Genomic DNA, 25248 nt, shown 5'->3' on the forward strand with positions numbered 1-25248 from the left:
CCACAATGAACAAATATCCCTAAAAACATTACTTTTCATGCTTATCAATACCACTTCCCGTATAAACCATAAGCCGCATCTCAACCGTACTGTAAAAAACCCTCCACAATTTCACGCCCTAAACGGCTGTAAGACCACTCTATGCGGAGGGAGGGAGGATACTTTTCATCACTCTACATCATAACAACGCTCTTTTTGTATTTTATAAATTTGTTGCCCACTTATTTTTCAATTGCACTATAAAAAATGCGTGGTGCACTATTCCAAACCCATTTTTTTATATCAGGTGTCATAGCCGCAACAGCATATTTTTGGAAAATGAAAGCATAAGGTCCTTTCTGCATAAGTTCACGTTGCATATCGGTGTACATTTGTACCCGCTTCTGTGAATCTTTTTGAAACAATGCATCTTCAACCTTTTTATTCATCTCTGCATCAAAATATCCGTTATGCCAACTTGGATAAGCCGTTTTTTTAGCCTCAAAACGATTATCAGGGTTATAAATAAGGCGTGAAGCCATTGTATGAGGATCAGCAGAGTCGTTACTCCACCCAACAAAAATGGTATCAAAAGCACGCGCATAAAGTTTGGAAAACAACTGCGTACCTGCAAAACGTTCAATCTTAAAACGCACTCCCGCCTTTGCCGCATTATCTTGGATAGACTGAGCAATGGGCAAAGCATAAGGAGAGGTGCCCACCAAAAAATTTACCTCAAACCCTTCTGGATAACCTGCCTCTGTTAAAAGTTGTTTGGCTTTTTGAAGATCAAGTTTAAAGGGTTGTCCTTCTTTTTCATCCAAAGCACCAAGATTACCAAGAGGAATAAAGCTTGCACGGGGAATACCAACATCTTTGAGAAGGGTTTTTCCAAGACCTTCATAATCAATAAGATAGCGCATCGCTAAACGCACTTTTTCATTGGCAAAAATTGGATTTGTTGTATTGAACCCCCAATACAACGCGGATGGTTCCAATATTTTTTCAACTTTAATATCCGTTGTTGCTTGAAGATCTGCTAAATCCTCTGGCATCAGATCACGTGCAACATCAATATCATGTTTTTGCAATAACAGGCGCTGTGTTCCTGGCTCCGCAACATGGCGAATTAAAATCTTCTTCAGTTTAGGTGTCTTCCCCCAATAGTTGGAACTTGCACGCAATAAAATAGCTTCTCCAGGACGCCAGCTACTTAACTGATAAGGGCCAACACAAGCGGCATGGCTAGCCAAATACCTGTTTCCCATATCACCATCTTGTTCGTGTTTCATAATTGTCTCACGATCAAGCAAAGCAGCAGTGCGACTAGTGGAAATATTGCTAAGAATAAGCTCTGCTGGATAAGGCTTATCAAACTTCATTATCACCGTCTTCTCATCCGGTGCTTGAAGAGCGTCATCAACATTTTGTTCTGTAATCCCATATTCATTAAACGTCGCTGCATTGGCCATCTTTAATTTAACAACCCGTCTCATACCCCAAACAAGATCATGAGCGTTAGCAGACCGACCATCATTAAACTTCAAATCATCGCGCAAATGAAAAGCAATTACCGTGCTCTGATCATCACCTGAAACATCCCAACTTTTTGCCAAAGAAGGAACTATTTTAGCAGCATCATCTGTAGCAGTATCAACTAAATTATCACAAACATTGAGAACAATTTCATTTCCATAATGGTCATTGAGTTGTGCAGGATCAAATGTACTAATTGCATCAAGATTCCAAGCCATCACAAGCGTATCGGTAGGTGTTTTGGCTGAAACTTGTTGCATAAAAATCCCCATTGCAAGAACAGCAGAAACAAAAGAAGCGCTGCCTTTTAATATCCCTCTTTTTACGTTCATAGACTTTTCCTTATAAAGCTTATTACATCAACTCATCATTCTGAAATAACACATCAACTTTATACAACAAAAATTGAATAAATACATATAGACCATACCATAAAGAAACATTTACTTTTAAATTCATAAATTTCAGTTTAATTAAACTATAATAGATACACAACACATCTTCCATAAACCGCCACTACATCCACATCCCAACACCTCTTCGCACTCCAACTGAGCCATACCTGTTCCCAAATCGAATACGGAGACTGTAAACTTTGCGAAAAATCACCGCACGGAGATTCATAAGTTCACCATTTTATTCTTTTAAACTGTATTAAAAATAATCAATGTGCAAACTTTAAAAATAATCGTATTTTTTCGGACCATCAGTCTCAAGATATACACGCACCCTTACTGCATTATCAAATGCTACGCGAAAAAAACAGAAAAACACGAAAAGACATCCCAACTAAAATCTGCTCCCCATAAAAAATTGCTTAATTTTTTAAAAATAAAGCGCAAAAGAAAATTTTTCCTATCTACCAATAATCCTAAACGAGTCAACAGAGATAAAATGGAAACCAGAACTACCAAAACCCTCTAAACTGTATCTTTTCAAAAAGACCGTAGACAATAAAAAAATTCATAATAAAAAGTACTTTTCACTGGTAAAAGCAAAACTCGCCATACCTACCCCCCAAAAAACATCCTTGGCCATAAACCATCCCCAATTTCAATGTTCATCATTTCTTCGCAACCACAAAAATGCACACCAAAAAATACACCGCAGAACCCCTTGTTTTCAACGAAAAATTCTAGAGATTTAACCAAGCGATATAGCGGATACAAATCCATCTAAATTTAAGATTCTTCCCCAAAAATCGGAACGCACACGCAGCAAAATTACTTTCTAAAAGAGAAAGCTATCAGATAATAAAATATAACACAAGAACTTGATAATCAGATGCTATATAGATAAAATAATTATTATACATTCAACAAAAATTTAACAAAAAGAACAATACAATGAGAGTGCTACGCTAAAAACTTGAAAACCAATTTGCCTTCATCAATAACTATAAATAAAATATCCGTCATTTGCTTTATGATAGCTGCTATATAAATAAAACAGACACATATTTATTAAAAATCAATAAGATAAATTGCTCTCATAATGATTTCAGAAATAAAAAAACTTTAAAAACCATTCTTAAAAAACCGACAACTGATTTTTCTTGATTTTTTTAACATCACATTACTGTCTCTAACAAAATTAGCCTTCCATCATCCATGATAAAAAGAAATAATCAAATAACAACAAGGAGATAAAAAATCAAAAAAATATTCTCTGTTCTTTTATTACTCTACTAAACAATACCCATTACAGCTGCTTTCCAAATTTACCGACAAAAACACCCTTCAAGATGATCATTGACAATTCCTATGGCCTGCATAAAAGCACAACAAATTGTGGGACCAACAAATGTCCAACCACGTCGCTTCAAATCCTTAGAAAGACGAAGAGAAGCAGGTGTTATAGGGTTAGAAAACAGTGTTTGAAAATTTACCTTTTCATAACGCTCCGATTGTGGCGGTTGAAAAGACCAAAAATAGTGGGACAAACATCCCCACTCTTGTACAATTTCCTGCGCTCTAAATGCATTATTAAGCACTGATCGAATTTTTCCTTGATGACGAACAATGCCTTTATTCTGCATCAACATTTGCACCTTTACTTCGTCATAATGGATAATTTTTTCAAAATCAAAGTGATCAAATGCATTTCGAAAAAAAGATATTTTTTTTAAAATCGTGAGCCAAGAAAGTCCTGCTTGAAAACCTTCAAGACAAATTTTTTCAAACAAACAGCGATCTTCAAAAACAGGTCTTCCCCATTCATTATCATGATAAGCACAATAAAGTGGATCAGTTCCTGACCATGCACAACGAACTTTTCCATCCGCTCCCATGAGAAGCCCTTCATCAAGCACCATATTTCCCATATTAAAAGAGCATTCCTTGATCATCTTGCTTCGATTTGATCCGTTTAGATTTTGAAAACCGATTGAGAACAGAATCATGCATTGAAACGCTAATTTCACCATCAAAAAAGCGTAAATTTAATTGCCCCGTTTCAGGAATCTGCACCAACCGTTTAATAGGCTTATGATCTTTCCCCAAAGCCAAAACAAAACCACGCTCTAAAATATTCTGATACGAAGTACTTTTTAAAAGCCTAAACGCCACCTCTAGCTCAGCACGTTGTTTTTCCATATTGCGCATAAAAGCACGATAAAGACGTATAGTATATTCCTTTGTGTTGCGTTGTGCCTTTTCAATATTCAGCAAACGTGGTGCAAGACGTATAACAAGTGCATAAAAATAAAAACGTTTTTTATCATAACTAACACAAAGAGCACGCTGTAATCGACCTGAAACCTCGTCAAAACCACGACGCGGTAAAGCAAAAAGTTGGTCAGCAGTTGGAAGAGCGCGCGTAATAGCACATAATTTTTGTTGATGAAAATAAAAATAACGCGCCAATCCCTTCTGCAAACGTGCACCAAGCGACACCACATGCACTTCGAGATCAAGCTTGACAGGAACAGCCTTCTCTGCCGCTCCTGTAGGAGTTGGAGCGCGCAAATCAGCAACATAATCAATCAAAGTCCAATCTGTTTCATGCCCAACAGCAGAAATAACCGGAAGAGCAGATGCATAAACAGCACGAACAACAGCTTCGTCATTAAACCCCCACAAATCTTCTAAACTTCCTCCTCCCCGCGCAACAATAATAAGATCAGGTTTTGGAACAATACCCCCTAAAGGGAGAGCATTAAAACCTTCAACAGCAGCAGCTACTTCCCGCCCACTTGTTTCCCCCTGAACACGTACAGGCCAAACCAAAATATGCAAAGGAAATCGATCTGATATACGATGAATGATATCGCGAATGACAGCGCCTGTTGGTGATGTCACAACACCTATAATTCGGGGCATATAAGGCAAAGGTTTCTTCTTAGCTTCATCAAATAAACCTTCATCAGCAAGCTTTTTTTTGCGGTTTTCTAGAAGCACCATCAAAGCACCAACTCCTGTCGGCTCAAGCGCTTCAATGACAATTTGATATTTCGATGATCCCGGATAAGTTGTAAGCTTGCCAACAGCGACAACTTCCATCCCTTCTTCCGGAGGGAATTTGAGCTTTTCCATAACACCGCGCCAAATAACAGCCTCCAACCGCGCCTTATCATCTTTTAAAGCAAAGTAGGCATGCCCCGAAGCATGAACACCGCGGTAACCTGATATCTCCCCACGTACCCGCACATAACCAAACTTCTCTTCAACAACACGCTTTAAAGCCCCTGCTATTTCTGAAACAGTAAATTCTGCTACATTCGTTGCACCTGTTTTTTCACCAAACAAACTTACCATTTTCCAATTCTTTACGCTTTTTTCTGTGAATCTTTTTAAAACACAGCGTATTTAACCCTTTAATTTATATTTTTATCCAAAATCCATGGCACAAACCAGAATATCTATACTTTTAGCCTCAAACTGATTATGAGAGTTATAAATGATACCTAAAGCCACTATATGGAATCCACCAAAATTATTCCACCTTATAAATTGTATCAACAAAAATTGAAGTATCCAACCTTAACACCCACACAAAAATACCTTTAATAAGAGTGGAATCTCTCTCTAAAATAGGGATGTTTTGAAATGATATTTTATACACAACATATCAATCCATCGCCTATAAATTTCAATGTATTGCAAAGTTCTTAAATGCTGTGCAATACGTCAAATACATCATAACAACGCTCTTTTTGTATTTTATAAATTTGTTGCCCACTTATTTTTCAATTGCACTATAAAAAATGCGTGGTGCACTATTCCAAACCCATTTTTTTATATCAGGTGTCATAGCCGCAACAGCATATTTTTGGAAAATGAAAGCATAAGGTCCTTTCTGCATAAGTTCACGTTGCATATCGGTGTACATTTGTACCCGCTTCTGTGAATCTTTTTGAAACAATGCATCTTCAACCTTTTTATTCATCTCTGCATCAAAATATCCGTTATGCCAACTTGGATAAGCCGTTTTTTTAGCCTCAAAACGATTATCAGGGTTATAAATAAGGCGTGAAGCCATTGTATGAGGATCAGCAGAGTCGTTACTCCACCCAACAAAAATGGTATCAAAAGCACGCGCATAAAGTTTGGAAAACAACTGCGTACCTGCAAAACGTTCAATCTTAAAACGCACTCCCGCCTTTGCCGCATTATCTTGGATAGACTGAGCAATGGGCAAAGCATAAGGAGAGGTGCCCACCAAAAAATTTACCTCAAACCCTTCTGGATAACCTGCCTCTGTTAAAAGTTGTTTGGCTTTTTGAAGATCAAGTTTAAAGGGTTGTCCTTCTTTTTCATCCAAAGCACCAAGATTACCAAGAGGAATAAAGCTTGCACGGGGAATACCAACATCTTTGAGAAGGGTTTTTCCAAGACCTTCATAATCAATAAGATAGCGCATCGCTAAACGCACTTTTTCATTGGCAAAAATTGGATTTGTTGTATTGAACCCCCAATACAACGCGGATGGTTCCAATATTTTTTCAACTTTAATATCCGTTGTTGCTTGAAGATCTGCTAAATCCTCTGGCATCAGATCACGTGCAACATCAATATCATGTTTTTGCAATAACAGGCGCTGTGTTCCTGGCTCCGCAACATGGCGAATTAAAATCTTCTTCAGTTTAGGTGTCTTCCCCCAATAGTTGGAACTTGCACGCAATAAAATAGCTTCTCCAGGACGCCAGCTACTTAACTGATAAGGGCCAACACAAGCGGCATGGCTAGCCAAATACCTGTTTCCCATATCACCATCTTGTTCGTGTTTCATAATTGTCTCACGATCAAGCAAAGCAGCAGTGCGACTAGTGGAAATATTGCTAAGAATAAGCTCTGCTGGATAAGGCTTATCAAACTTCATTATCACCGTCTTCTCATCCGGTGCTTGAAGAGCGTCATCAACATTTTGTTCTGTAATCCCATATTCATTAAACGTCGCTGCATTGGCCATCTTTAATTTAACAACCCGTCTCATACCCCAAACAAGATCATGAGCGTTAGCAGACCGACCATCATTAAACTTCAAATCATCGCGCAAATGAAAAGCAATTACCGTGCTCTGATCATCACCTGAAACATCCCAACTTTTTGCCAAAGAAGGAACTATTTTAGCAGCATCATCTGTAGCAGTATCAACTAAATTATCACAAACATTGAGAACAATTTCATTTCCATAATGGTCATTGAGTTGTGCAGGATCAAATGTACTAATTGCATCAAGATTCCAAGCCATCACAAGCGTATCGGTAGGTGTTTTGGCTGAAACTTGTTGCATAAAAATCCCCATTGCAAGAACAGCAGAAACAAAAGAAGCGCTGCCTTTTAATATCCCTCTTTTTACGTTCATAGACTTTTCCTTATAAAGCTTATTATATAAATTCCCTATGCAACAATAACGCGCAAAATAATAAGATCAGACTTAGAAACCATAATTCCTAGAAGCAGAGTATAAAACATTCAAGAATAGCAGCTACTTCCTACCCCTTGCCCCCCTGAACACGTACAGACCAAACCAAAATATGCAAAGGAAAACAATCTGATATATATAAATGACAGCGCCCTTTGGTGATGTCACAATGCCTATAACCTGAGGCATATACATATAAGGTAAAGATTCTTATTAGCTTCGTCAAACAAACCTTCATCAGCAAGCTTTTTTGCGGTTTTCTAGAAGCACCATCAAAGCACCAACTCCCGTTGGCTCAAGCGCTTCAATGACAATTTGATATTTCGATGATCCCGGATAAGTTGTAAGCTTGCCAACAGCGATTACTTCCATCCCTTCTTCCGGAGGGAATTTGAGTTTTCCACAACGCCGCACCAAATAATGGCCTCCAATCGCACCTGATCATTTTTAAAACAAAAAGAGACATAATTCAAAGCATGGACACCGCAAAACTTGATATCTCTCTACACACCCGCACATAACAAAACTTTTCTTCAACAACGCATTTTAAAACCCCTACTATTTTAGAAAGACCAAATTCTGTTAAATCCGTTTTTACTGTTTTTTCGACAAACAAATTTATCATTTTTTCAATTCACTAACTTGAAGTACCTAATCTTGATACTCATGCAAGCATGCTTTTATCGAAATGGATGCTATACTATAAAATAGAACATCTTGAAATTTTATTCTGTATACAACATATTGCTCCGTTATAGGAGGATGATGTATTAAAAAGTTCTTATCGTCACATCAAGCGTCGAAACATTATAAACATCCACCTATAATTCTCACAAAACAAAATAATATTCGACAAATTAATAAAGGAAATACTATGGAAATATCATGAAAAATGCCAACTGAACACGAGCATGTTTCAAAAACCAGCACAGACGCTACACCAGTATTACAAGATGGTAAACCCGAAAGAGACGCAGAAAAAACACATAGGTAAAAAATCTTATCACTTTTTTTTATGATGACGGCACTGCGTGTCATATAACGGGAACGCAATATATTTAGGAATTTGTCAAAATGAACAAAAGGAAAAATACATCCAATTCTTTTCATGCTTTTCTTGGAGGAACATTCGGACGTGTTACTATAAAATTGCTCATTCTTTCACTTCTTGTCGGCATCGTGATGAACTTTCTTGGATGGACACCTCGAAGTTTCATACGAACAATAACAGAATTTTTAAAATCCTTATGGGAAGCAGGGTTTATAACTCTTGCAAACATCTTTTATATGACTGTGATGGGAGCAATCATCGTTGTACCTATTTTCCTTTTTTTACGTATTTTTCATAAAAAATAAATGCCTTAGTATTTCCCTTTGCTAGTCTTTTCGAAAAATTAAACGACATAAAAACCCTGTGCTGATAGCTGTGATTACCGCAACAATACCATATAAAAAACCATGCTTGTGAGCTGCTTGGAAAATTGTATAGGCAATATGTGCTTTAGCGATTTCAAGAGTCGTTGTCGCACTATCAATAAACTGTCCATCCCGAAAAAGATAAGCACGAGCCTGGTAATGCCCAACAGGAGTATTTGCTGGTAACCGAAAATGTGCTGTAAAAAGTGTGCCAGAACCAAAACGAACACCGCCCACTTCCTCATTATAAAGATTTTTAGCTTTTTGCAATTTTATAAGTTCATCACGAAAAATTTGTATTTTCTCCTGATCTTGTTCATCCGTCTGCAGCAAAAAATAAGATAATCCTAATCCTAAGCGTTTATAATCTTCAACACTAGCAATATCCTCAATCTCACGCGTTGTAACCATCGAATAAAAAAGAGGAACATTTTTAAAAATAAGGGAATCTGCATTAACCCAAACTCCAGCATTACGTTTTTTTTCCCGCATGACTACTGGCCGAGCTTGCCCTTCCAAGCTAACGACAATATCATAACGATTCTGTCGAGAATATAACGGATCAATATTTTCTAAAACACCGGCAATGTAAAAATCACGACCATCAAAATGTGCATCAACCGTAATTGTATTGGTTGTTACGATTATTTGGATAGTTTCATGATCAACTTGATCAATGAATGCAGTTTTCGCACCGACATGTACCACCGTAGAAAAAAAAACCACATAAAAACAACTTGCAATGATGTATAAAGAAAGTAACCTACCCATTTTTATCTCATAAGAATATCGAGAGAAAAAAGATTATCAGGACGTACGAATAATTGAAAAGCAAGACGCATACATACAATCAACACCAAAAATGCAAGTGCCATACGCAATTGTTCAGACTTTAACTTCCGTCCAGCTCGCGTTCCATACTGCGCACCAATACTGCCTCCAATCATCAGCAAAAAGGCCAAAACAATATCAACTGACTGATTACTTACACTTTGCAAAACTGTAGTAAAAGAGGATACAAATGTAATCTGAAAAAGTGAAGTTCCAATCACCACACTGGTTGAGACACGCAGAAGATAAATCAATGCTGGTATCATAAAGAATCCTCCGCCAATTCCCATGATAGAAGACAACAACCCAACAATCAAACCAATCCCTAAGACTGGAATGATGCTAACATATATCATTGATGTCCGAAAACGCATTTTTAATGGCAAACGATGGATCCAATTATGTCTACCAGCAATACGAATATTAGATTTTTGTGTCTTGCGCTGACGTATCATATCGCACCAACTTTCAATGATCATCAAACTTCCTACGCTTCCGAGTAAAACCACATAAAGAAGCGAGATCATTAAATCTAATTGACCCAATTTCTTCAAAACAGAAAAGATCTGAATCCCGATCAGAGAGCCGATTCCCCCTCCAGTCGCTAAAAGAATACCAAGTTTAATATCAAGAGTGCGTCTTCTAAAATGTGTAATTGCCCCCGTTACAGATGATGCAATCATCTGGTTAGCCCCTGTTCCAACAGCAATGGCAGGAGGAATATTATAAAAAATCAATAAAGGTGTAATAAGAAAACCACCACCAATCCCAAAAAGACCTGAAAAAAAACCAGCAACCACCCCCATACCAATCAAGATCAGCATATTGAGCGACATTTCGGCAATTGGTAAATAAATACTCACTTATAAAACTTTCAATACAATATGAAGTTTATTTTTTGTACAATTTTCAAAGCTCATTCTTCAATAATTCTCGTCGCATGTTTAGAAAGAAAATTTTAGATGCCATACATGCCTTCGCAAAATCACGACTGCGCAACACACCTCATATCTATTAACATAACATTGTAAAACTAAAAAAAACGAACTCCTCTTAAAAAGCCATAAAAGCATAACGTTATCGCTGCCACAAATGCAATGATTAAAAAACAAAGAAGAAATTTTTTAATAGGATAACATAAAAAAAATGGAATTCCTACAGACTCCGCCTTTAAGGAAGGAAACTGATCATTCTCAGTGCAACGGCCAGATACTTGAACATCAGAGCACCTTTCTTCTATTATTGCAGGATGCCCCACAAGTTCTTCATTCTCTTTTAAAGAAGGCTTCATAGCATCCATTGGGGAAAAGCTTTTATCGCCTTGTTGCAACGCGTTTTCAACATTTATTTTGCTTAAGGTTATGCTGTTTTGTTCTGAAAAATTTGGTATCTCCTGGGGAGAAGAACACTCTTGATTTCCCTCACATGCCATATGAGCAAGATGTTGCACAACAGAATCAAGCGATTTTGAATGAGACATACGTCGTGTTACTGCTGCTTCCTCTGGGTTTTTCTTTTCGCTATGCAAATTCTGAATAAGCATTTTAATCTGCTCTAAATCCTCAAAAAGCTTTTTCTCTTTTTGGCGACGTATATAGTACTCAGCCAAAATTGCCCGACTAATGTCATCCAAATAAGATTTAAAACTCTCTTCCACAAAACTTTGCGATGTCAAATGGCGAGGTGAACGCTTCATCTGCATTTGTGCATAAACAGAGCGTAACTTTTTAGCAATGTCCGACATCGTTACTTCGGTAGGCACATCCCTTTTCTCCTTTTGCTCAACAACAAAAAAAGGGGGGTCATGAGGCTTAACTTGTTTTACAGTCTGACTCTTCGTATTCAAAAATGCTACCCCTCATTCTCTTTACAAATGTTACACTTCATTAATTTTCTGCAAAGAATCTCATAAATGAGTAAGAAGTATGCTTTATTTTGGTAAATAGAGCTTTAAGAATTTCCGAAAACATTTTCTAACAACATTGAAGTGAGTGAATTTGATTTTACTACTCTCAAGATTTGAATTGGAAAGTCATTCCTCCATTTTTTCTTTTTTTGCTCTCTTGACCATTACATTAAATTCCTATTGATCAGTTAACCGCATGCGGAATTTAAAAAGGCTATCCTTATTTTGCTATTCGGATACCATTTACCATTCTACATCATTTATTTTAAGTTCTTTTAAAACTGTTTTACAAACTATGACAAACGCATTTAGTTAAAATAAATATTCATTGTTTTTTACTTTTTATTCAAACAAAGGTAGCAATTATTAAATTGCACAAAAAAACAAAATAGAGATGAATCACAATGATAAAAGGGTATAAACAGATGTAAGAAAGCTTATGCAATGAAAAAATCAATGATAGGTAAAATTCAGTCTTAAACGATTTGGTTTCTTATGAAGATTACTATAAACTTGTAATCAGAAAAACAAAGAGGATCACTATGAAGATAATTGTCGCCGTCAAACGTGTTGTTGATTATAATATCAAAATACGCGTCAAACCTGATGGCACAGGCGTTGATCTATCCCACGTAAAAATGTCTATGAACCCTTTTGACGAAATCGCCGTGGAAGAAGCAATCCGTCAAAAAGAATCTGGCAAAATTTCCGAAGTTATTCTTGTTTCCATTGGATCAGAAGCAGCGCAAGAAACCCTACGAACAGGACTTGCAATGGGTGCCGATCGCGCACTCCTTGTAACAACGGACAAAACACTTGAACCTTTAGCAATTGCCAAGATTCTCAAGGTTATTGTTGATGAAGAAAAACCAGATATGGTTTTCTTGGGAAAACAGGCGATTGATGACGATAGTAACCAAACTGGACAAATGCTCGCAGCTCTTCTTGGATGGGGACAAGCAACTTTTGCCTCGCATTTAGACATAAAAAACGGCCACGCAACAGTCATCCGCGAAGTAGATAACGGCACACAAACCATTTGCCTTCCTCTTCCCATAGTTATGACCGCTGATTTGCGCTTAAACGAACCGCGTTATACCTCTCTGCCCAATATCATGAAAGCAAGAAAGAAACCCATTGAACAAAAAGCGCTTGCTGATTTTGGCATAGATACGCGAACGCGTTTAGAAATTCTTAGCGTTGAAGAGCCCAAAAACCGCCAACCCGGGATCAAAGTGGATAATGTAGCAGAACTTGTCAATGCGCTAAAACAAAAAAAATGCATTTAATATTCTATAAACAAGAGATCAAAAGCAACGCTGTATAAAAAGGTAAAAACATATGGCAATTCTTTTATTAGCCGAACACAATATAGAAGAAACTGCAAAAGCACTCACCGCTGCTCACGCAATCAGCAACGACATCGATATTATGGTTTGTGGCTCAAAGGTTCAAGCAATCGCTGAAAACACTGCTAAACTCACTGATGTGCGACAAATTCTTATCGCTGAATCTGATTATTTGGCACATCAACTGGCTGAACCTATGGCGAATACAATTGTAAAATTGGCAAATGATTATGATGTGATCATGGCTGCCTCTACCAGTACTGGCAAAAATGTAATGCCGCGCGTAGCTGCTCTCCTTGATCTTATGCAAATTTCAGACATTGTCGCCGTTCTTGCACCCAATACCTTCAAACGACCAATTTATGCAGGAAATGCATTGGAAACTGTACGCAGCAATGATCGTCAAAAGGTGATAACAGTTCGTACAGCATCTTTCACACCAGCCCCCTTCCAAAATAACGCTGCCCCCATTAAAATAATAAAACCAGCTCCAAATCCGAATCTTTCCTCTTTCGTGAAGGAAGAAACAAACAAAAGTAATCGCCCTGAACTTACCTCAGCACGCATTATTATATCAGGCGGGCGTGGTCTTGGTTCACAAGAGCAATTTATGGCACTCCTTCTACCCCTCGCAAACAAGCTAAAAGCTGCTTTAGGTGCCAGCCGTGCAGCGGTTGACGCTGGCTATGCCCCTAATGATTTGCAAATTGGGCAAACAGGTAAAGTCGTTGCCCCTGAGCTCTATATCGCTGTCGGTATTTCCGGCGCAATCCAGCATTTAGCGGGTATAATGGATGCACGGGTTATTGTAGCCATTAATAGAGATGCAGAGGCTCCCATCATGCAAATTGCTGATTATGCCCTTGTAGGCGATCTTCACCACATTATTCCTGAGTTAGAGAAAGCTTTATAAGCCATGCATGCATCTTTGCATCAGCAACGTGAAAGTATAGAATTTGACATAGTGATTGTCGGAGCAGGACCCGCAGGACTCTCTGCCGCAATTCGTCTAAAACAGATTAATCCCGAACTTTCTGTTACAATTGTTGAAAAAGGGAGCGAAGTTGGTGCACATATTCTGTCTGGTGCAGTTGTTGATCCCATCGGCATTGATACACTCTTGCCAGAATGGAGAAATGAGCGTGATCATCCCTTCAAAACACCTGTCACCAGTGATCAATTTTTTTTTCTAAAGCCAAAACGCGCCACAATATTTCCCAATATTTTTCGCCCAAAAATCTTATCAAATGATGGTTGCTATATCGTTTCACTCGGTAGTGTTTGTCGTTGGTTAAGCAAAAAAGCCGAAGCACTCGGCGTTGGAATCTATCCTGGTTTTGCCATATCAGAAACCATCCAGGATGATAATGGAGCTATCATTGGTGTTCTCACAGGTGATATGGGTCTTAACAAAGATGGAACCCCTGGAAAAAATTATATGCCTGGTATGGCTTTATTAGCAAAATATACTCTAATTGCGGAAGGAGCGCGTGGTTCCGTTGCAAAACAACTGATACAGAAATTCGATCTTAGCAAAAATCGTGAACCACAAAAATTTGGTCTCGGTCTCAAAGAGCTCTGGAAAGTTGATCCCCAAAAACACAGACTTGGTTTAGTCCAGCATTTCGCCGGTTGGCCCTTAGACAATAATACCGGCGGTGGCGGTTTCCTTTATCATCAAGAAGACGATTTAATTTCTGTTGGTTTTGTTGTACACTTAGATTATAAAAATCCCTATCTTTCTCCCTTCGAAGAGTTTCAGCGTTTTAAAACACATCCAAAACTCTATGAAATCTTCAAAGGCGCAAGACGTCTTTCCTATGGCGCACGCGTCATCAGCGAAGGTGGTTGGCAATCTGTACCAAAGCTTACCTTTCCCGGTGGAGCGCTTATTGGCTGTTCTGCTGGTTTTGTTAATGTTCCTCGTATCAAAGGATCACACAATGCTATTTTATCTGGCATATTAGCAGCCGATGAAATCGCTACAGCTCTTGCACAAGGTCGCGCCCATGATGAAATTAGAGAAATCGAAGAACATTGGCGAAAAGGTCCCATTGGTGAAGATCTTTATAAAGCACGCAACGTCAAACCACTCTGGACAAAATTTGGCACAAAATATGGGATTAAGCTTGCTGGCTTTGATATGTGGTGGCAACAATTATTCGGATTTTCCTTATTTAAAACACTCTCTCACGGAAAAGCAGATTATGCATGTCTTGAACCAGCAGAAAAATTTCAACCCATCGCTTATCCAAAACCAGATGGTGTTGTAACCTTTGATCGCCTTTCCAGTATCGCGCTTTCTAATACGCATCATGAAGAAAACCAACCTTGCCATTTAAAAATAGCCTCATTAGAAAAACAAAAAGACTCCGAATATACAATCTATGGAGGGCCTTCCACACGCTATTGCCCTGCCGCTGTCTACGAATGGCTAGACCAGGATAATCATGAAACTTATGTTATCAACGCTTCCAACTGCATACACTGCAAAACCTGCGACATCAAAGATCCCAATCAAAATATCAATTGGATCTGTCCACAAGGCAACGAAGGCCCCTTGTATCTAAACATGTAATCATTTGTTCATTCCACAAAAATAATAACGTAAAAAGCGCAATCAACAAGAGCGCTTTCCCTTACATCAAAATCCCATTTGATACCATCAATGCACATGTTCTTTCACCAAACAGAACATACTCTATCACCACTTCCACAATAAAACATTTTTACTAACACATGATTTTTATAAAAAAATCTATAATATACTGTTCTTAAAAACTTTTTATCTATAAACGATAAAGATATTTTTTCCATTTTTCATAAAAGTGCAAACCACCGCCCGTCCCCACAACAACAAATGATAGAGATCGCGCGACACCGATTCACGTTTTTACTTTTCTTATTCTTTTTCCTAAAAAAAATAACATGCCATTACGCTACTCATTCACAAATTTACTTTGGAGCACCATCTCCACGCAATTCCCCCTTTCTAGGCTATCCTCCACAAAAAGCATAAGGCAGGATTCATTAAACGCGATCATCCTGTATGTTTATAAAAATACAAACCGATATCACCATTCTATTTTCCTGCTCAAAATATTGCGCCAACTTTTGTATTATGAGCTCGATTCATAAACAGCATATTTTGCTATTTTTAAACGGTTTTTTGTTGATATGTTGGTCTTTTTTGTAACATACAAAAATATTTTTTATCCATTATAAGAGGAGTTAAAATAAAAAAAGCTTACTGTTAATATTCTCGTTCAAACTGCAAATAATGAATTATCATCACAAATCAACTTATTACTATAGAATAAGTCTTGAATATCAGTATTCTTTCTCTTAAAAAGATGTGTAGTAAAAAATTTGGTATATCCGTATTCACATAAATCTAAACAAACATACCAATACCCTTTTCATTGAAATCAAAAAAATATGAGTCCAGCACTTTAATGTATAAAGGGAGAATTCATTTTTTGCAAAGTAGCCTCAAGAGCCGTTATTAAAGCATTCCTTCCTCCTTGGCGAGAAAAACAGTTTGACAAAAGTTCATTTGTGCCTCCTTTCGTTGAAAACTCTTTCTCAAGCATTGCAAAATCGAGAGCTTTAGAACAATCCGTAGCTATAATTTTGCGCATTTCATCGGTAAGATTTCCAAACATCATGGCGAGAAAATCTGCTGCCTGCTCTTTTTTTAACCCTTGCATCACCAACCATTGATGTGCTGTTTCTATAAAATTAAAATAAACCCCCATCAATGAACCAGCGGTCATAAAAAGATTAAACTGCTCTTCCGCATCCAACACCAATGTACCACCCAACGCATCAAATAAAGTGCGTAAAAATGGGTGATCCGGATAAATTGGTGTCAAATTTTTACATTCTTCTACAAAAGGAAGTGGAACAGCACGATAAACCTCATGATTGATCCACTCTTCAACTTCTGCTGCTTTTGCCATAGCAAGAACGGAAATGACAAGCTGTTCCGAGCAAAAATGAAGAGGACGCAGAATTTCTTTTGCAATTTGGTTTGGCAAACAAAGAAAAACACAATCACTAACATCCAGCAACGCTTGGTTATTTTCAGCAATTATGACCTTATCATAATTGCGCGAAAGACGCTCTGCATTTTGCGCATTGCGTGGCGAAATGATAATAGAAGAAACATCAAAAGCACTCTTCATTAAGCCATCAACCATTGAAACACTGATTTTACCTGTTCCCAAAAAACCAACTTTCATTTCTACTCCTTACTTTTAATAATTTTAAAGGAAGATACACCAACAGTTCATACATTTTAATTGACATAAAAACTAATTGAAGAAGCAACACATAACACAGCAAAAATAATCAATCCCAAATAAATTTTTGGTTTATCAAAAAGAACTGCAAAAGCAGAAAACCAACCAAAGACAGCAGCTGCTAAGGCAAATAAAAAACCTGGCTTATTCATAAGAACAATGTGCATTGCCATTAAACCACCAATAATCAGCACTCCAAAAATAATCGATAAACCTGTTGCAAACTTTTCATAATCATCCATATTTTGCTCCTAATAATCTTCAAACTATGACACACTTTTTCTATCCGATGCGGATATAAAAACAAAATGTTTCTCACCTACCATAGTTAAAATGGTATAGAAATTCTTATTTACCAGACGTAAAAAATGCGGGGATATGTTGCGGCAAACTCCACGGCAAAATTGCGATCAGATCAAAGCGTACACATAAAAGAGCATGATCTTTTTGTCGTGTTAGCCAAATATCGGCTGCTGCCTCAATGCGCTTTTCATTTACCCAAGAAACCGCAGCCATTGCTTCAGCCAATGTTGAACGTGCTTTTACCTCAACGATTAAAACAAGATTTCCACGCCGTGCAATTAAATCAATTTCACCACATTTTGTTCTAAAACGAATTTCAGCGATGTGAAAGCCTTTGAGACGTAACCACCAAGCTGCCCATTTTTCTGCACGAATACCCCGATAGAAAGATTTTTGTTTTCGTTGTTTTTGCATAAGCTTATGCATCCTTCAAAAAATTCAACCGCTGAAAAAGCTCTTGCTTTTTTAAGCCAGTTTTCTTTGCCGCCAAAGCAGCTGCCTTAGCCGCAGAATGCGTACGCGCTAATTCTAATAATATTTCATCAATTTCTTGATCACTCATCACTTCCAAAGAAGAAAGTGCTTCCCCAACAAGCACAACAATTTCCCCCCGAATATATGCTTGTTTCCTATAGCTTTCGAACAAATTTCCTAAATTGGAAACATCTACTGTTTCAAACTTTTTTGTTAATTCACGGCAAATTGCAGCAGGACGATCGGCCGAAAAAAGAGAGACCATATCCTGTAAAGTCTCGACAAGACGATGTGGCGATTCATAAAAAACCAAAGTGGCAGGGATGGTTTTTAACTGTTCCAAGCGTTTTTGACGCTGTACTTTTCGTGCACTCAAAAAACCAGCAAAGAAAAAGCTATCAGTGGGAAGTCCCGCCGTGACAAGAGCAGCTAAAAGAGCTGATGCGCCAGGAATTGGAATAATTTTGTAACCAGCTTTGCGCGCTCCTTCCACTAATCGAAAGCCGGGATCAGAAATAAGCGGTGTCCCAGCATCTGATACAAGCGCTACAGTTTTATTTTTTGCCAAAGCCGCTAATAACTTCAACCCTGCTTTTTGTGCATTATGTTCATGATAAAGAAAGGGCTTTTTCCGAATACCATAGCGTTCCAACAAAACACGCGTCACCCGCATATCCTCACACGCTAAAATATCAACCCCCGCGAGCACCTGTAAAGCACGAAGAGTGGTATCTGCAAGATTTCCGATAGGCGTTGCCACAAGATAAAGCCCTGGTTCTATGACAGGTGCACAATAAGCATGAGTGCCTATAAAATATGTTTTTTCACACATGCCTTTCTTTCATAATCAAGAAGCCTTTTTTCATCAACCATCGTTAAAATCTTTATCTGTGAGCATCATCGATTTTTATCAATTTTATTGTCATTACAAAAAAATAAACCGCCCAAATAACCATTCGCACCATCATAAGATGGTTTGCATCAATATCCATGCTTTTCTTGGTGTTATAACACATTTTTCATCATCATTACGCTTCCAATAAAATGAATTTCCAGTTACAAACACCACATAGTTTCTTATAACTTTGCGTAGAGTTTTTCTTCAAGAATCGAATCGATAATTCTATCTATTCCTACATCTCGAGCTTACTCAGCTTTTAAGAGCTAAATTCCGAATGCTCTCCATAATCGGCATTTTAAACGATATAACCAATATCCAAAATTTCGTGGTAAAAAATTCTTTTTTGTACCTGCATCAAAATCGTTAACCGATTCTCTCCCTTCAACAAAAACCAACGAACAGCCTATTTATAAAAAATTATCACCCATTACATGATTATTGTTCAGTTTATTTGATATCTGAAATCTTCAATTCTACAATAAAACGTCCGTGTTTTGTAATTTCTGTAAAACGTCCCCTCTGTATTTTTTAACAGTGTACCATAGCAACCCCTATGAGAAAAATGTGAATCTAACAAAATCTGTTTTTCACTTGATCAACAATCCCACGATAAAGCCTGGCATGCTCCTCATCAGGCTTAGCAACAAAGATCGGCATACCGTCATCCGAAGAAGAGCATAAAGCTGCATCAAGCGGCATCTCTGCTAAAAAAGGCACTCCTCTGCATTTTGCTTCTGCACGAGCACCACCATAGCCAAAAATATCGTAGCGTTTTCGTGTATCAGGAGCAATAAAATAGCTCATATTCTCAATGATTCCCAAAATAGGAACATCAACTTTCGTAAACATTTCTATCGCTTTACGCGCATCAACCAAAGCAAGATCCTGCGGAGTAGAAACAATCAATGCACCCGTCAACTGCACCTGTTGAGCAAGCGTCAATTGTGCATCCCCTGTACCTGGTGGCATATCGACCACCAAAACGTCAAGAGGTCCCCATAAAACATCTCTTAGCAATTGGGTCACAGCCGCCATTACCATGGGACCACGCCATATCACTGGCTTTTCTTCTTCAACCAAAAATCCCATCGACATCAATTTAAGACCGAATTTTTCGAGAGGTTGAAGCTTTTTCCCATCAATGAGCTGTGGTTTTTTGTTAACAAGTCCTGTCAAACGTGGCAAAGACGGGCCATAGATATCCGCATCCATTAAACCTGTTTTGAAACCAGAATCTTGAAAAGCTAAGGCAACATTTATTGCCATTGTAGATTTGCCAACCCCCCCTTTTCCAGAAGCAACCGCAATCACATGCCGTACACCTTCTATCGGTGTTTTCATAGGCAATGCATTTATTTTACGTTTTGGCTTAGAAAAAACAGCATCTCTATGCACTTGAGAAGGCAGCATCGACTTCTTTTCTGCCGTAAGTGTAACAACAACAGATTCAACTCCATCCATAACACTCACCGCTTCTTCAGCAGCACGACGCAACGCTTCCCATTCTTGCACACGTCCATCTGGAACTGTAATGGAAAAGAAAACTTTTCCATGAGCAATCAGTATTTCTGAAAGAAGCCCCGATGATACAATATCATTTTCAAAATCCGGTCCTTTGATTTGATGTAACGCGTTGCGGATAGCCTCGCTTGTGATAGGACTCATGCCATTTCCTCTCTATAAAAATGCCAGAAAATACAGCAATAAGAACCAAAAACACTTCAACTTAACCACTTAAAGTTTCCTACTTTATGAGAATTGTAAAATGTATATACCCTATATTTTATCTCTTTTAAAACACTAAACCAACTGCAAATAAAAATCTCGGGCATAAAATTTGGTTAAAATCCCATTAAACACGTTTATCGTACGGTCACTTTACGAATGTTTCCATAAAAGCCTTTAAGAAGAAAATTTGAACAAACCCCTTAATATTAAAACAGATACACTTTGTTGCTATTGTACAACAAAAGGCTATGATTCTTTCTTTACTCCTTTGACGCCTTAGTCACTCACTTGTGTTACAAAAAAATGACTGTAAGCTAAGTTATTGTAGAAAAAAATTGTTTTTCTTATACCATGGAGTTTTTTATCTTTTTAAATCAAAGAGACAGAAAAATAATCTAAGATTGACTTTTTTTATGCTTTTCCTTATGAGTTAGCAGCTGTATGATAGGATAAGACTGTTCATCTAGCGCATAATTGCCCATAGAATTAAGAAGGGCCGCACTCCGCGGTATTTAAATAAATGAAACGTACTTACCAACCCTCTAAACTTGTCCGTAAACGCCGCCATGGGTTTCGTGCACGTATGGCAACAGCAAGTGGCCGTAGAATTATCGCTGCAAGGCGTGCTCGTGGACGTAAGCGATTATCCGCTTAACTATTTAAATTTTCACAACAGTTGAATATTGCCCATAATTTCTTCGTTGTGAAGTTTTCGTTGTGAACCTCTGGTGCTTGTTTTTTTCAGGCATTTAGCAAAGTTGCGAAACGCTCTTTATGAAGAAAAAATATCTCTGCCGCATTCGTAAGAGAGCGGATTTTTTGGCTGTACGCACAGGAGAAAAACGGCGTGGTCCTTTATTTTTGCTCGAAGTTAAGTCCCATAAACAAACAGCAGAAATAAAATCTCCTCTTTTTGCGCGTGTAGGATTCACTGTTACACGCAAAAATGGCAACGCTGTCAAACGCAATCGTATCAAAAGACGTCTGCGCGAAGCAGTGAGGGTTGGTTTAACAAATAACATGGAGGCAGGAACAGACTATGTTATCGTAGCACATCCTGATGCGCTCCATGCGTCTTTTACATCTTTGATCAGTGAATTAAACAGACGAATAAAACCAAAAACAAAACACCAGCAACGGCAACAAGGTAGTACGAATGGAATATAACCGCAATTTCTTTATCGCCATTGGATTATCTTTCATAGTGCTTATCGCATGGCAATTTCTTTATATTGCTCCCAAACAGGCTGAATTACAAAAAAAACAAGTAATTGCGCAGCAATTGTCAAAAAAACAGCCAGTACCTTCTGCTCTTATGACGAATTCTTCTGACGATGCACAAACGTACGGATCAACATCTATAATTGATAGACAAATGACTCCTGAAATCCGAAGTGCTGTATTGGCTAAAACAAACCGTATTGCGATCAAAACCAATGAACTTGAAGGTTCCATTAATCTTGTTGGCGCACAATTTGATGATCTTTTACTCAAAAGATATCGCCTGACAGTAGATGAGAAATCACCAGAAATCGCTTTATTAAACCCAAAAGGATTTACAATAACATACCTTGTTGAATTTGGTTTTACAGGTTCATCTTTGTCAGCTGAAGCTTTGCCACAATCTGATACACAATGGCAAGTAGAGGGAAATAACACGACACTAACCCCTTCAACACCTGTCACTTTAATTTATAATAACGGACAGGGACAAATCTTCCGCCGCATCCTTTCTGTTGATGATCACTACATGTTTACCATTGAGGACTCTATCAGCAATGAAGGGGATGAGCCAATATATCTCTCGTCTTATGCTCGCGTTGCTCGTGCGGCTCCACCAAAGCATACAAATGCAACCTATTTGCTTCATGAAGGCATGATAGGTATTGCAGGTGATTCACTAAAAACTGAGCAATACAAAAATTTAGCGGAACTTAATCCTAATCCTGATAATGGCCAAAAAAGTATAACTTTCTCCAAAGTGACAGGAGGTTGGATTGGTATTACCGATAAATATTGGGCTGTAGCGGTTATTCCTCCACAAGATAAAGAATATACAAGTCGATTTGTTTATTTTGATCGCTTGCAGACGCATTATCAGTCTGACGTGCTAGGGTCACTGTTAACCATTGCCCCAAATGAAACAAAAACCATTACGAATCATCTTTTTGCTGGTGCAAAACAAGTTGAAATCATTAATCACTATCAAAATGATCTAAAAATTAAGAAGTTTGCTCTTTTAATCGATTGGGGTTGGTTTGATTTTATCACTAAACCAATGTTTTCTCTCATTGACATTCTTTATAAGCGAACAGGCAATTTTGGTGTCGCCATTCTTCTTGTCACAGTACTCTTGAAAACGCTTCTCTTCCCCCTGGCAAATAAATCTTACAAATCTATGGCGCGCATGAAGCTTATACAGCCAATGTTACTGGAAATAAAAGAAAAATATCCAGATGATAGAACCAGACAACAACAAGCAATAATAGAACTGTACAAAACCCAAAAAATTAACCCCCTTGCAGGTTGTTGGCCAATGTTGGTTCAATTTCCAATATTCTTTGCTCTTTATAAAGTTCTGTATATCACCATCGAAATGCGGCATGCACCTTTCTTTGGCTGGATTAAAGATTTAGCAGCGCCCGATCCAACTTCCCTTTTTAACTTGTTTGGCTTATTGCCATACGCAACTCCAACGTTTCTTATGGTTGGTGCATGGCCTTTGATCATGGGAATAACAATGTTTTTACAAATGCGTATGAACCCAGCTCCTCAAGACCAAACGCAAGCTATGATCTTCGCGTGGATGCCTGTCATTTTTACTTTTATGCTTGCTTCCTTCCCTGTTGGTCTTGTCATCTATTGGGCATGGAACAACATATTGTCAATGATTCAGCAAGGTATCATGATGAAACGTCATGGGGCAAAAATTGAACTTTTCGATAATCTTAAAGCCATGTGGCGAAAATCACCCCAAAAATGAAGTGCAAGAATGACAAAATATCCTTCCCTTTCTGGAATTTTTTCTCGCAACTGGATTTTTATCCGTGGTGTGCCAGAAATATACTTTCTTCCACCAGAAGGACCACCAGAGATCGCATTTGCGGGACGTTCCAATGTTGGAAAGTCATCTTTGATCAACGCGCTCATCCAACAAAAAAACTTAGCACGTACCTCAAATACACCAGGACGTACCCAAGAAATTAATTACTTTGTACCCGATGGTTTCAGTGGGCAACCAGAAGATCTCCCCCCTATAGCGCTTGTAGATATGCCAGGTTATGGTTTTGCTAAAGCTCCTAAAAAACTGGTTGATGCGTGGACAAATTTAGTTTTTAACTATTTACGGGGTCGCACAACATTAAGACGTGTTTATATCTTAATTGATTCACGTCATGGAATAAAAAAGAATGATGCGGATGTTCTAGATCTTCTTGATAAAGCAGCCACTTCTTATCAAATTGTTTTGACCAAAAGTGATAAAATAAAATCGAATGTCCTTGAAAAGTTAATAATAACCACCAAAACAAGGCTTCTTAAGCGTCCAGCAGCTTATCCTGAACTTCTTGTAACGTCTTCAGAAAAAGCACTAGGTTTAGAAGAGATGCGTGCTGCCATTTTGCAAGCAGTTACAATATAGACAACATTTGTTGTGAATAGTTTATTAAACATAATTGCTAGCTGCTGCTAATAAACTTGTACTTCCAATAAAGCACCTTTATAGAAATTTCTGCTACTTGAAAGAATTTTCATCAACTCCATTTAACAATACAGATTATGCTGACACTTTTTCACTCTCCCCTATCTTCTGCTTCCCGCTTCATACGCCTTATTCTTGGAGAATATGGTATAAACACTCAACTGATTGAAGAACATGAATGGGCTAGAAGACACGAGTTTCTCGCAATGAACCCAGCTGGTCATGTTCCCGTTCTTCTTGATGAACATGAATTTCCTTTATCAGGAGCCATTGTTATCTATGAATATTTAGATGAAACATACGGGAGTTTACGACAAGAGAATAAATTCTTTCCTGCAAATCCTTTAGATCGTGCCGAAGTACGCCGTCTCAATGACTGGTTTTTAAATAAATTTGACAATGAATCTACACGCCACATTGTGCGAGAACGCATTTATAAGCGTGAAATGCCGTTAGCCATTGGCGGTGGTGCCCCAAATTCACAAATTTTACGCAATGCACGCGCTAATATTCTACCACACATGAACTATCTAAATTGGCTCTGTGCATCTCGCGATTGGTTAGTCGGCTCTGAATTATCCTATGCTGATCTGGCAGCCGCAGCTTCTGTTTCTGTACTTGATTTCCTAGGAGAAATCGACTGGGAACAATCTCCTGCTGCCAAAGACTGGTATATGCGAATTAAATCGCGACCTTCTTTTCGCTCTCTTTTAACAGATCGCATCCGAGGAATTGTAGCAAGCCCTCATTATACAGATCTTGACTTCTAAACATCCCTCCCAACGGGCAAAAGTAATGTTTAACATCGCGAAGCATGTATCTTTGCACCAATAAAATCTTGTACATTTTTATACATAATACAATAATACATTAACTTATAAAGATAATTCACCGTTTTACAACTTGAATGAAAGCTACCAATACAAGAATATTCTCTCATTTTACCCCCATTGAGT

Annotated in this window: 21 protein-coding genes and 1 pseudogene; 9 read left to right on the forward strand and 13 right to left on the reverse strand. The window is 38.0% G+C overall.

The annotated features are described in order from the left end of the window. Positions 1 to 221: 221 nt before the first annotated feature. The 5 genes and pseudogenes from V4B17_RS04860 to V4B17_RS04880 form a co-directional block, all read right to left on the reverse strand. On the reverse strand, positions 222 to 1847 hold the full coding sequence (locus V4B17_RS04860) for an ABC transporter substrate-binding protein (RefSeq protein ID WP_455479068.1): 1626 nt from the start codon (positions 1845 to 1847) through the stop codon (positions 222 to 224). A gap of 1388 nt (positions 1848 to 3235) precedes the next feature. Beyond that, the gene (locus V4B17_RS04865; protein ID WP_455479069.1) at positions 3236 to 3862 is read right to left on the reverse strand and encodes a DNA-3-methyladenine glycosylase I; all 627 of its coding nucleotides are present in this window, start codon (positions 3860 to 3862) and stop codon (positions 3236 to 3238) included. Continuing rightward, complete coding sequence (gene xseA, locus V4B17_RS04870; protein WP_455479070.1) at positions 3840 to 5270, reverse strand: exodeoxyribonuclease VII large subunit; 1431 nt, start codon at positions 5268 to 5270, stop codon at positions 3840 to 3842. Before xseA ends, V4B17_RS04865 begins: the two co-directional genes overlap by 23 nt. Positions 5271 to 5694: 424 nt before the next feature. Further along, a complete protein-coding gene (locus V4B17_RS04875) occupies positions 5695 to 7320 on the reverse strand; it encodes an ABC transporter substrate-binding protein (RefSeq protein WP_455479068.1) in 1626 nt (541 codons plus the stop codon). 142 nt (positions 7321 to 7462) lie between these two features. Beyond that, a pseudogene (locus V4B17_RS04880) lies at positions 7463 to 8005 on the reverse strand (exodeoxyribonuclease VII large subunit); the annotation flags it as partial. A gap of 449 nt (positions 8006 to 8454) precedes the next feature. Here V4B17_RS04880 and V4B17_RS04885 point away from each other — a divergent pair. Further along, positions 8455 to 8736 carry a DUF6460 domain-containing protein gene (locus tag V4B17_RS04885; protein WP_455479071.1) on the forward strand — a complete coding sequence of 94 codons (282 nt, stop codon included), beginning with the start codon at positions 8455 to 8457 and terminating at the stop codon, positions 8734 to 8736. A 21-nt stretch (positions 8737 to 8757) separates the two neighbouring features. Here V4B17_RS04885 and V4B17_RS04890 read toward each other — a convergent pair whose 3' ends face one another. The 3 genes from V4B17_RS04890 to V4B17_RS04900 all read right to left on the reverse strand — a co-directional run bounded on the left by V4B17_RS04890 (position 8758) and on the right by V4B17_RS04900 (position 11473). Continuing rightward, positions 8758 to 9567 (reverse strand): TIGR02186 family protein, encoded by an 810-nt coding sequence (locus tag V4B17_RS04890; protein ID WP_455479072.1) that lies wholly within the window; start codon positions 9565 to 9567, stop codon positions 8758 to 8760. Between the two features lie 2 nt (positions 9568 to 9569). Continuing rightward, positions 9570 to 10490, reverse strand: a complete 921-nt coding sequence (locus V4B17_RS04895) for a sulfite exporter TauE/SafE family protein (protein ID WP_455479073.1) — start codon at positions 10488 to 10490, stop codon at positions 9570 to 9572. Positions 10491 to 10660: 170 nt separating this feature from the next. After that, positions 10661 to 11473, reverse strand: a complete 813-nt coding sequence (locus V4B17_RS04900) for a hypothetical protein (RefSeq protein WP_455479074.1) — start codon at positions 11471 to 11473, stop codon at positions 10661 to 10663. 602 nt (positions 11474 to 12075) lie between these two features. Between V4B17_RS04900 and V4B17_RS04905 the strand changes: the two genes are divergently transcribed. From V4B17_RS04905 to V4B17_RS04915, 3 genes are read left to right on the forward strand one after another with little or no spacing between them, the layout of a single operon-like run. Beyond that, the gene (locus tag V4B17_RS04905) at positions 12076 to 12822 is read left to right on the forward strand and encodes an electron transfer flavoprotein subunit beta/FixA family protein (RefSeq protein WP_455479075.1); all 747 of its coding nucleotides are present in this window, start codon (positions 12076 to 12078) and stop codon (positions 12820 to 12822) included. Positions 12823 to 12874: 52 nt separating this feature from the next. Further along, positions 12875 to 13795, forward strand: coding sequence for an electron transfer flavoprotein subunit alpha/FixB family protein (locus tag V4B17_RS04910; RefSeq protein WP_455479076.1), 921 nt, complete (start codon positions 12875 to 12877; stop codon positions 13793 to 13795). Between the two features lie 3 nt (positions 13796 to 13798). Further along, positions 13799 to 15460: a 4Fe-4S dicluster domain-containing protein gene (locus V4B17_RS04915; protein WP_455479077.1), complete on the forward strand. Its 1662-nt coding sequence runs from the start codon at positions 13799 to 13801 to the stop codon at positions 15458 to 15460. An 874-nt stretch (positions 15461 to 16334) separates the two neighbouring features. Here the strand turns inward: V4B17_RS04915 and V4B17_RS04920 are convergent. The 5 genes from V4B17_RS04920 to V4B17_RS04940 all read right to left on the reverse strand — a co-directional run bounded on the left by V4B17_RS04920 (position 16335) and on the right by V4B17_RS04940 (position 20529). Continuing rightward, entirely contained in the window at positions 16335 to 17126 is a 792-nt protein-coding gene (locus V4B17_RS04920; RefSeq protein ID WP_455479078.1) for a pyrroline-5-carboxylate reductase, read from the reverse strand. Positions 17127 to 17182: 56 nt separating this feature from the next. Beyond that, on the reverse strand, positions 17183 to 17428 hold the full coding sequence (locus tag V4B17_RS04925) for a hypothetical protein (protein ID WP_455479079.1): 246 nt from the start codon (positions 17426 to 17428) through the stop codon (positions 17183 to 17185). A 106-nt stretch (positions 17429 to 17534) separates the two neighbouring features. Continuing rightward, positions 17535 to 17903: a YraN family protein gene (locus tag V4B17_RS04930; RefSeq protein WP_455479080.1), complete on the reverse strand. Its 369-nt coding sequence runs from the start codon at positions 17901 to 17903 to the stop codon at positions 17535 to 17537. A 4-nt stretch (positions 17904 to 17907) separates the two neighbouring features. Beyond that, a complete protein-coding gene (gene rsmI, locus V4B17_RS04935) occupies positions 17908 to 18795 on the reverse strand; it encodes a 16S rRNA (cytidine(1402)-2'-O)-methyltransferase (RefSeq protein ID WP_455479081.1) in 888 nt (295 codons plus the stop codon). A 639-nt stretch (positions 18796 to 19434) separates the two neighbouring features. After that, positions 19435 to 20529, reverse strand: coding sequence for an Mrp/NBP35 family ATP-binding protein (locus V4B17_RS04940; protein WP_455479082.1), 1095 nt, complete (start codon positions 20527 to 20529; stop codon positions 19435 to 19437). A gap of 583 nt (positions 20530 to 21112) precedes the next feature. Here V4B17_RS04940 and rpmH point away from each other — a divergent pair. From rpmH to V4B17_RS04965, 5 genes are all read left to right on the forward strand, one after another. Then, the gene (gene rpmH / locus V4B17_RS04945) at positions 21113 to 21247 is read left to right on the forward strand and encodes a 50S ribosomal protein L34 (protein WP_455479083.1); all 135 of its coding nucleotides are present in this window, start codon (positions 21113 to 21115) and stop codon (positions 21245 to 21247) included. A 119-nt stretch (positions 21248 to 21366) separates the two neighbouring features. Then, positions 21367 to 21759, forward strand: a complete 393-nt coding sequence (gene rnpA / locus V4B17_RS04950) for a ribonuclease P protein component (protein ID WP_455479084.1) — start codon at positions 21367 to 21369, stop codon at positions 21757 to 21759. Continuing rightward, positions 21749 to 23575 (forward strand): membrane protein insertase YidC, encoded by a 1827-nt coding sequence (yidC, locus tag V4B17_RS04955; RefSeq protein ID WP_455479085.1) that lies wholly within the window; start codon positions 21749 to 21751, stop codon positions 23573 to 23575. The genes rnpA and yidC overlap by 11 nt, the downstream gene beginning before the upstream one ends. A 9-nt stretch (positions 23576 to 23584) precedes the next feature. Beyond that, entirely contained in the window at positions 23585 to 24232 is a 648-nt protein-coding gene (gene yihA, locus V4B17_RS04960) for a ribosome biogenesis GTP-binding protein YihA/YsxC (RefSeq protein ID WP_455479086.1), read from the forward strand. Between the two features lie 137 nt (positions 24233 to 24369). Next, positions 24370 to 25062: a glutathione S-transferase family protein gene (locus V4B17_RS04965; protein ID WP_455479087.1), complete on the forward strand. Its 693-nt coding sequence runs from the start codon at positions 24370 to 24372 to the stop codon at positions 25060 to 25062. The last annotated feature ends 186 nt before the right edge of the window (positions 25063 to 25248 follow it).

Source organism: Bartonella sp. B23 (assembly GCF_053793815.1).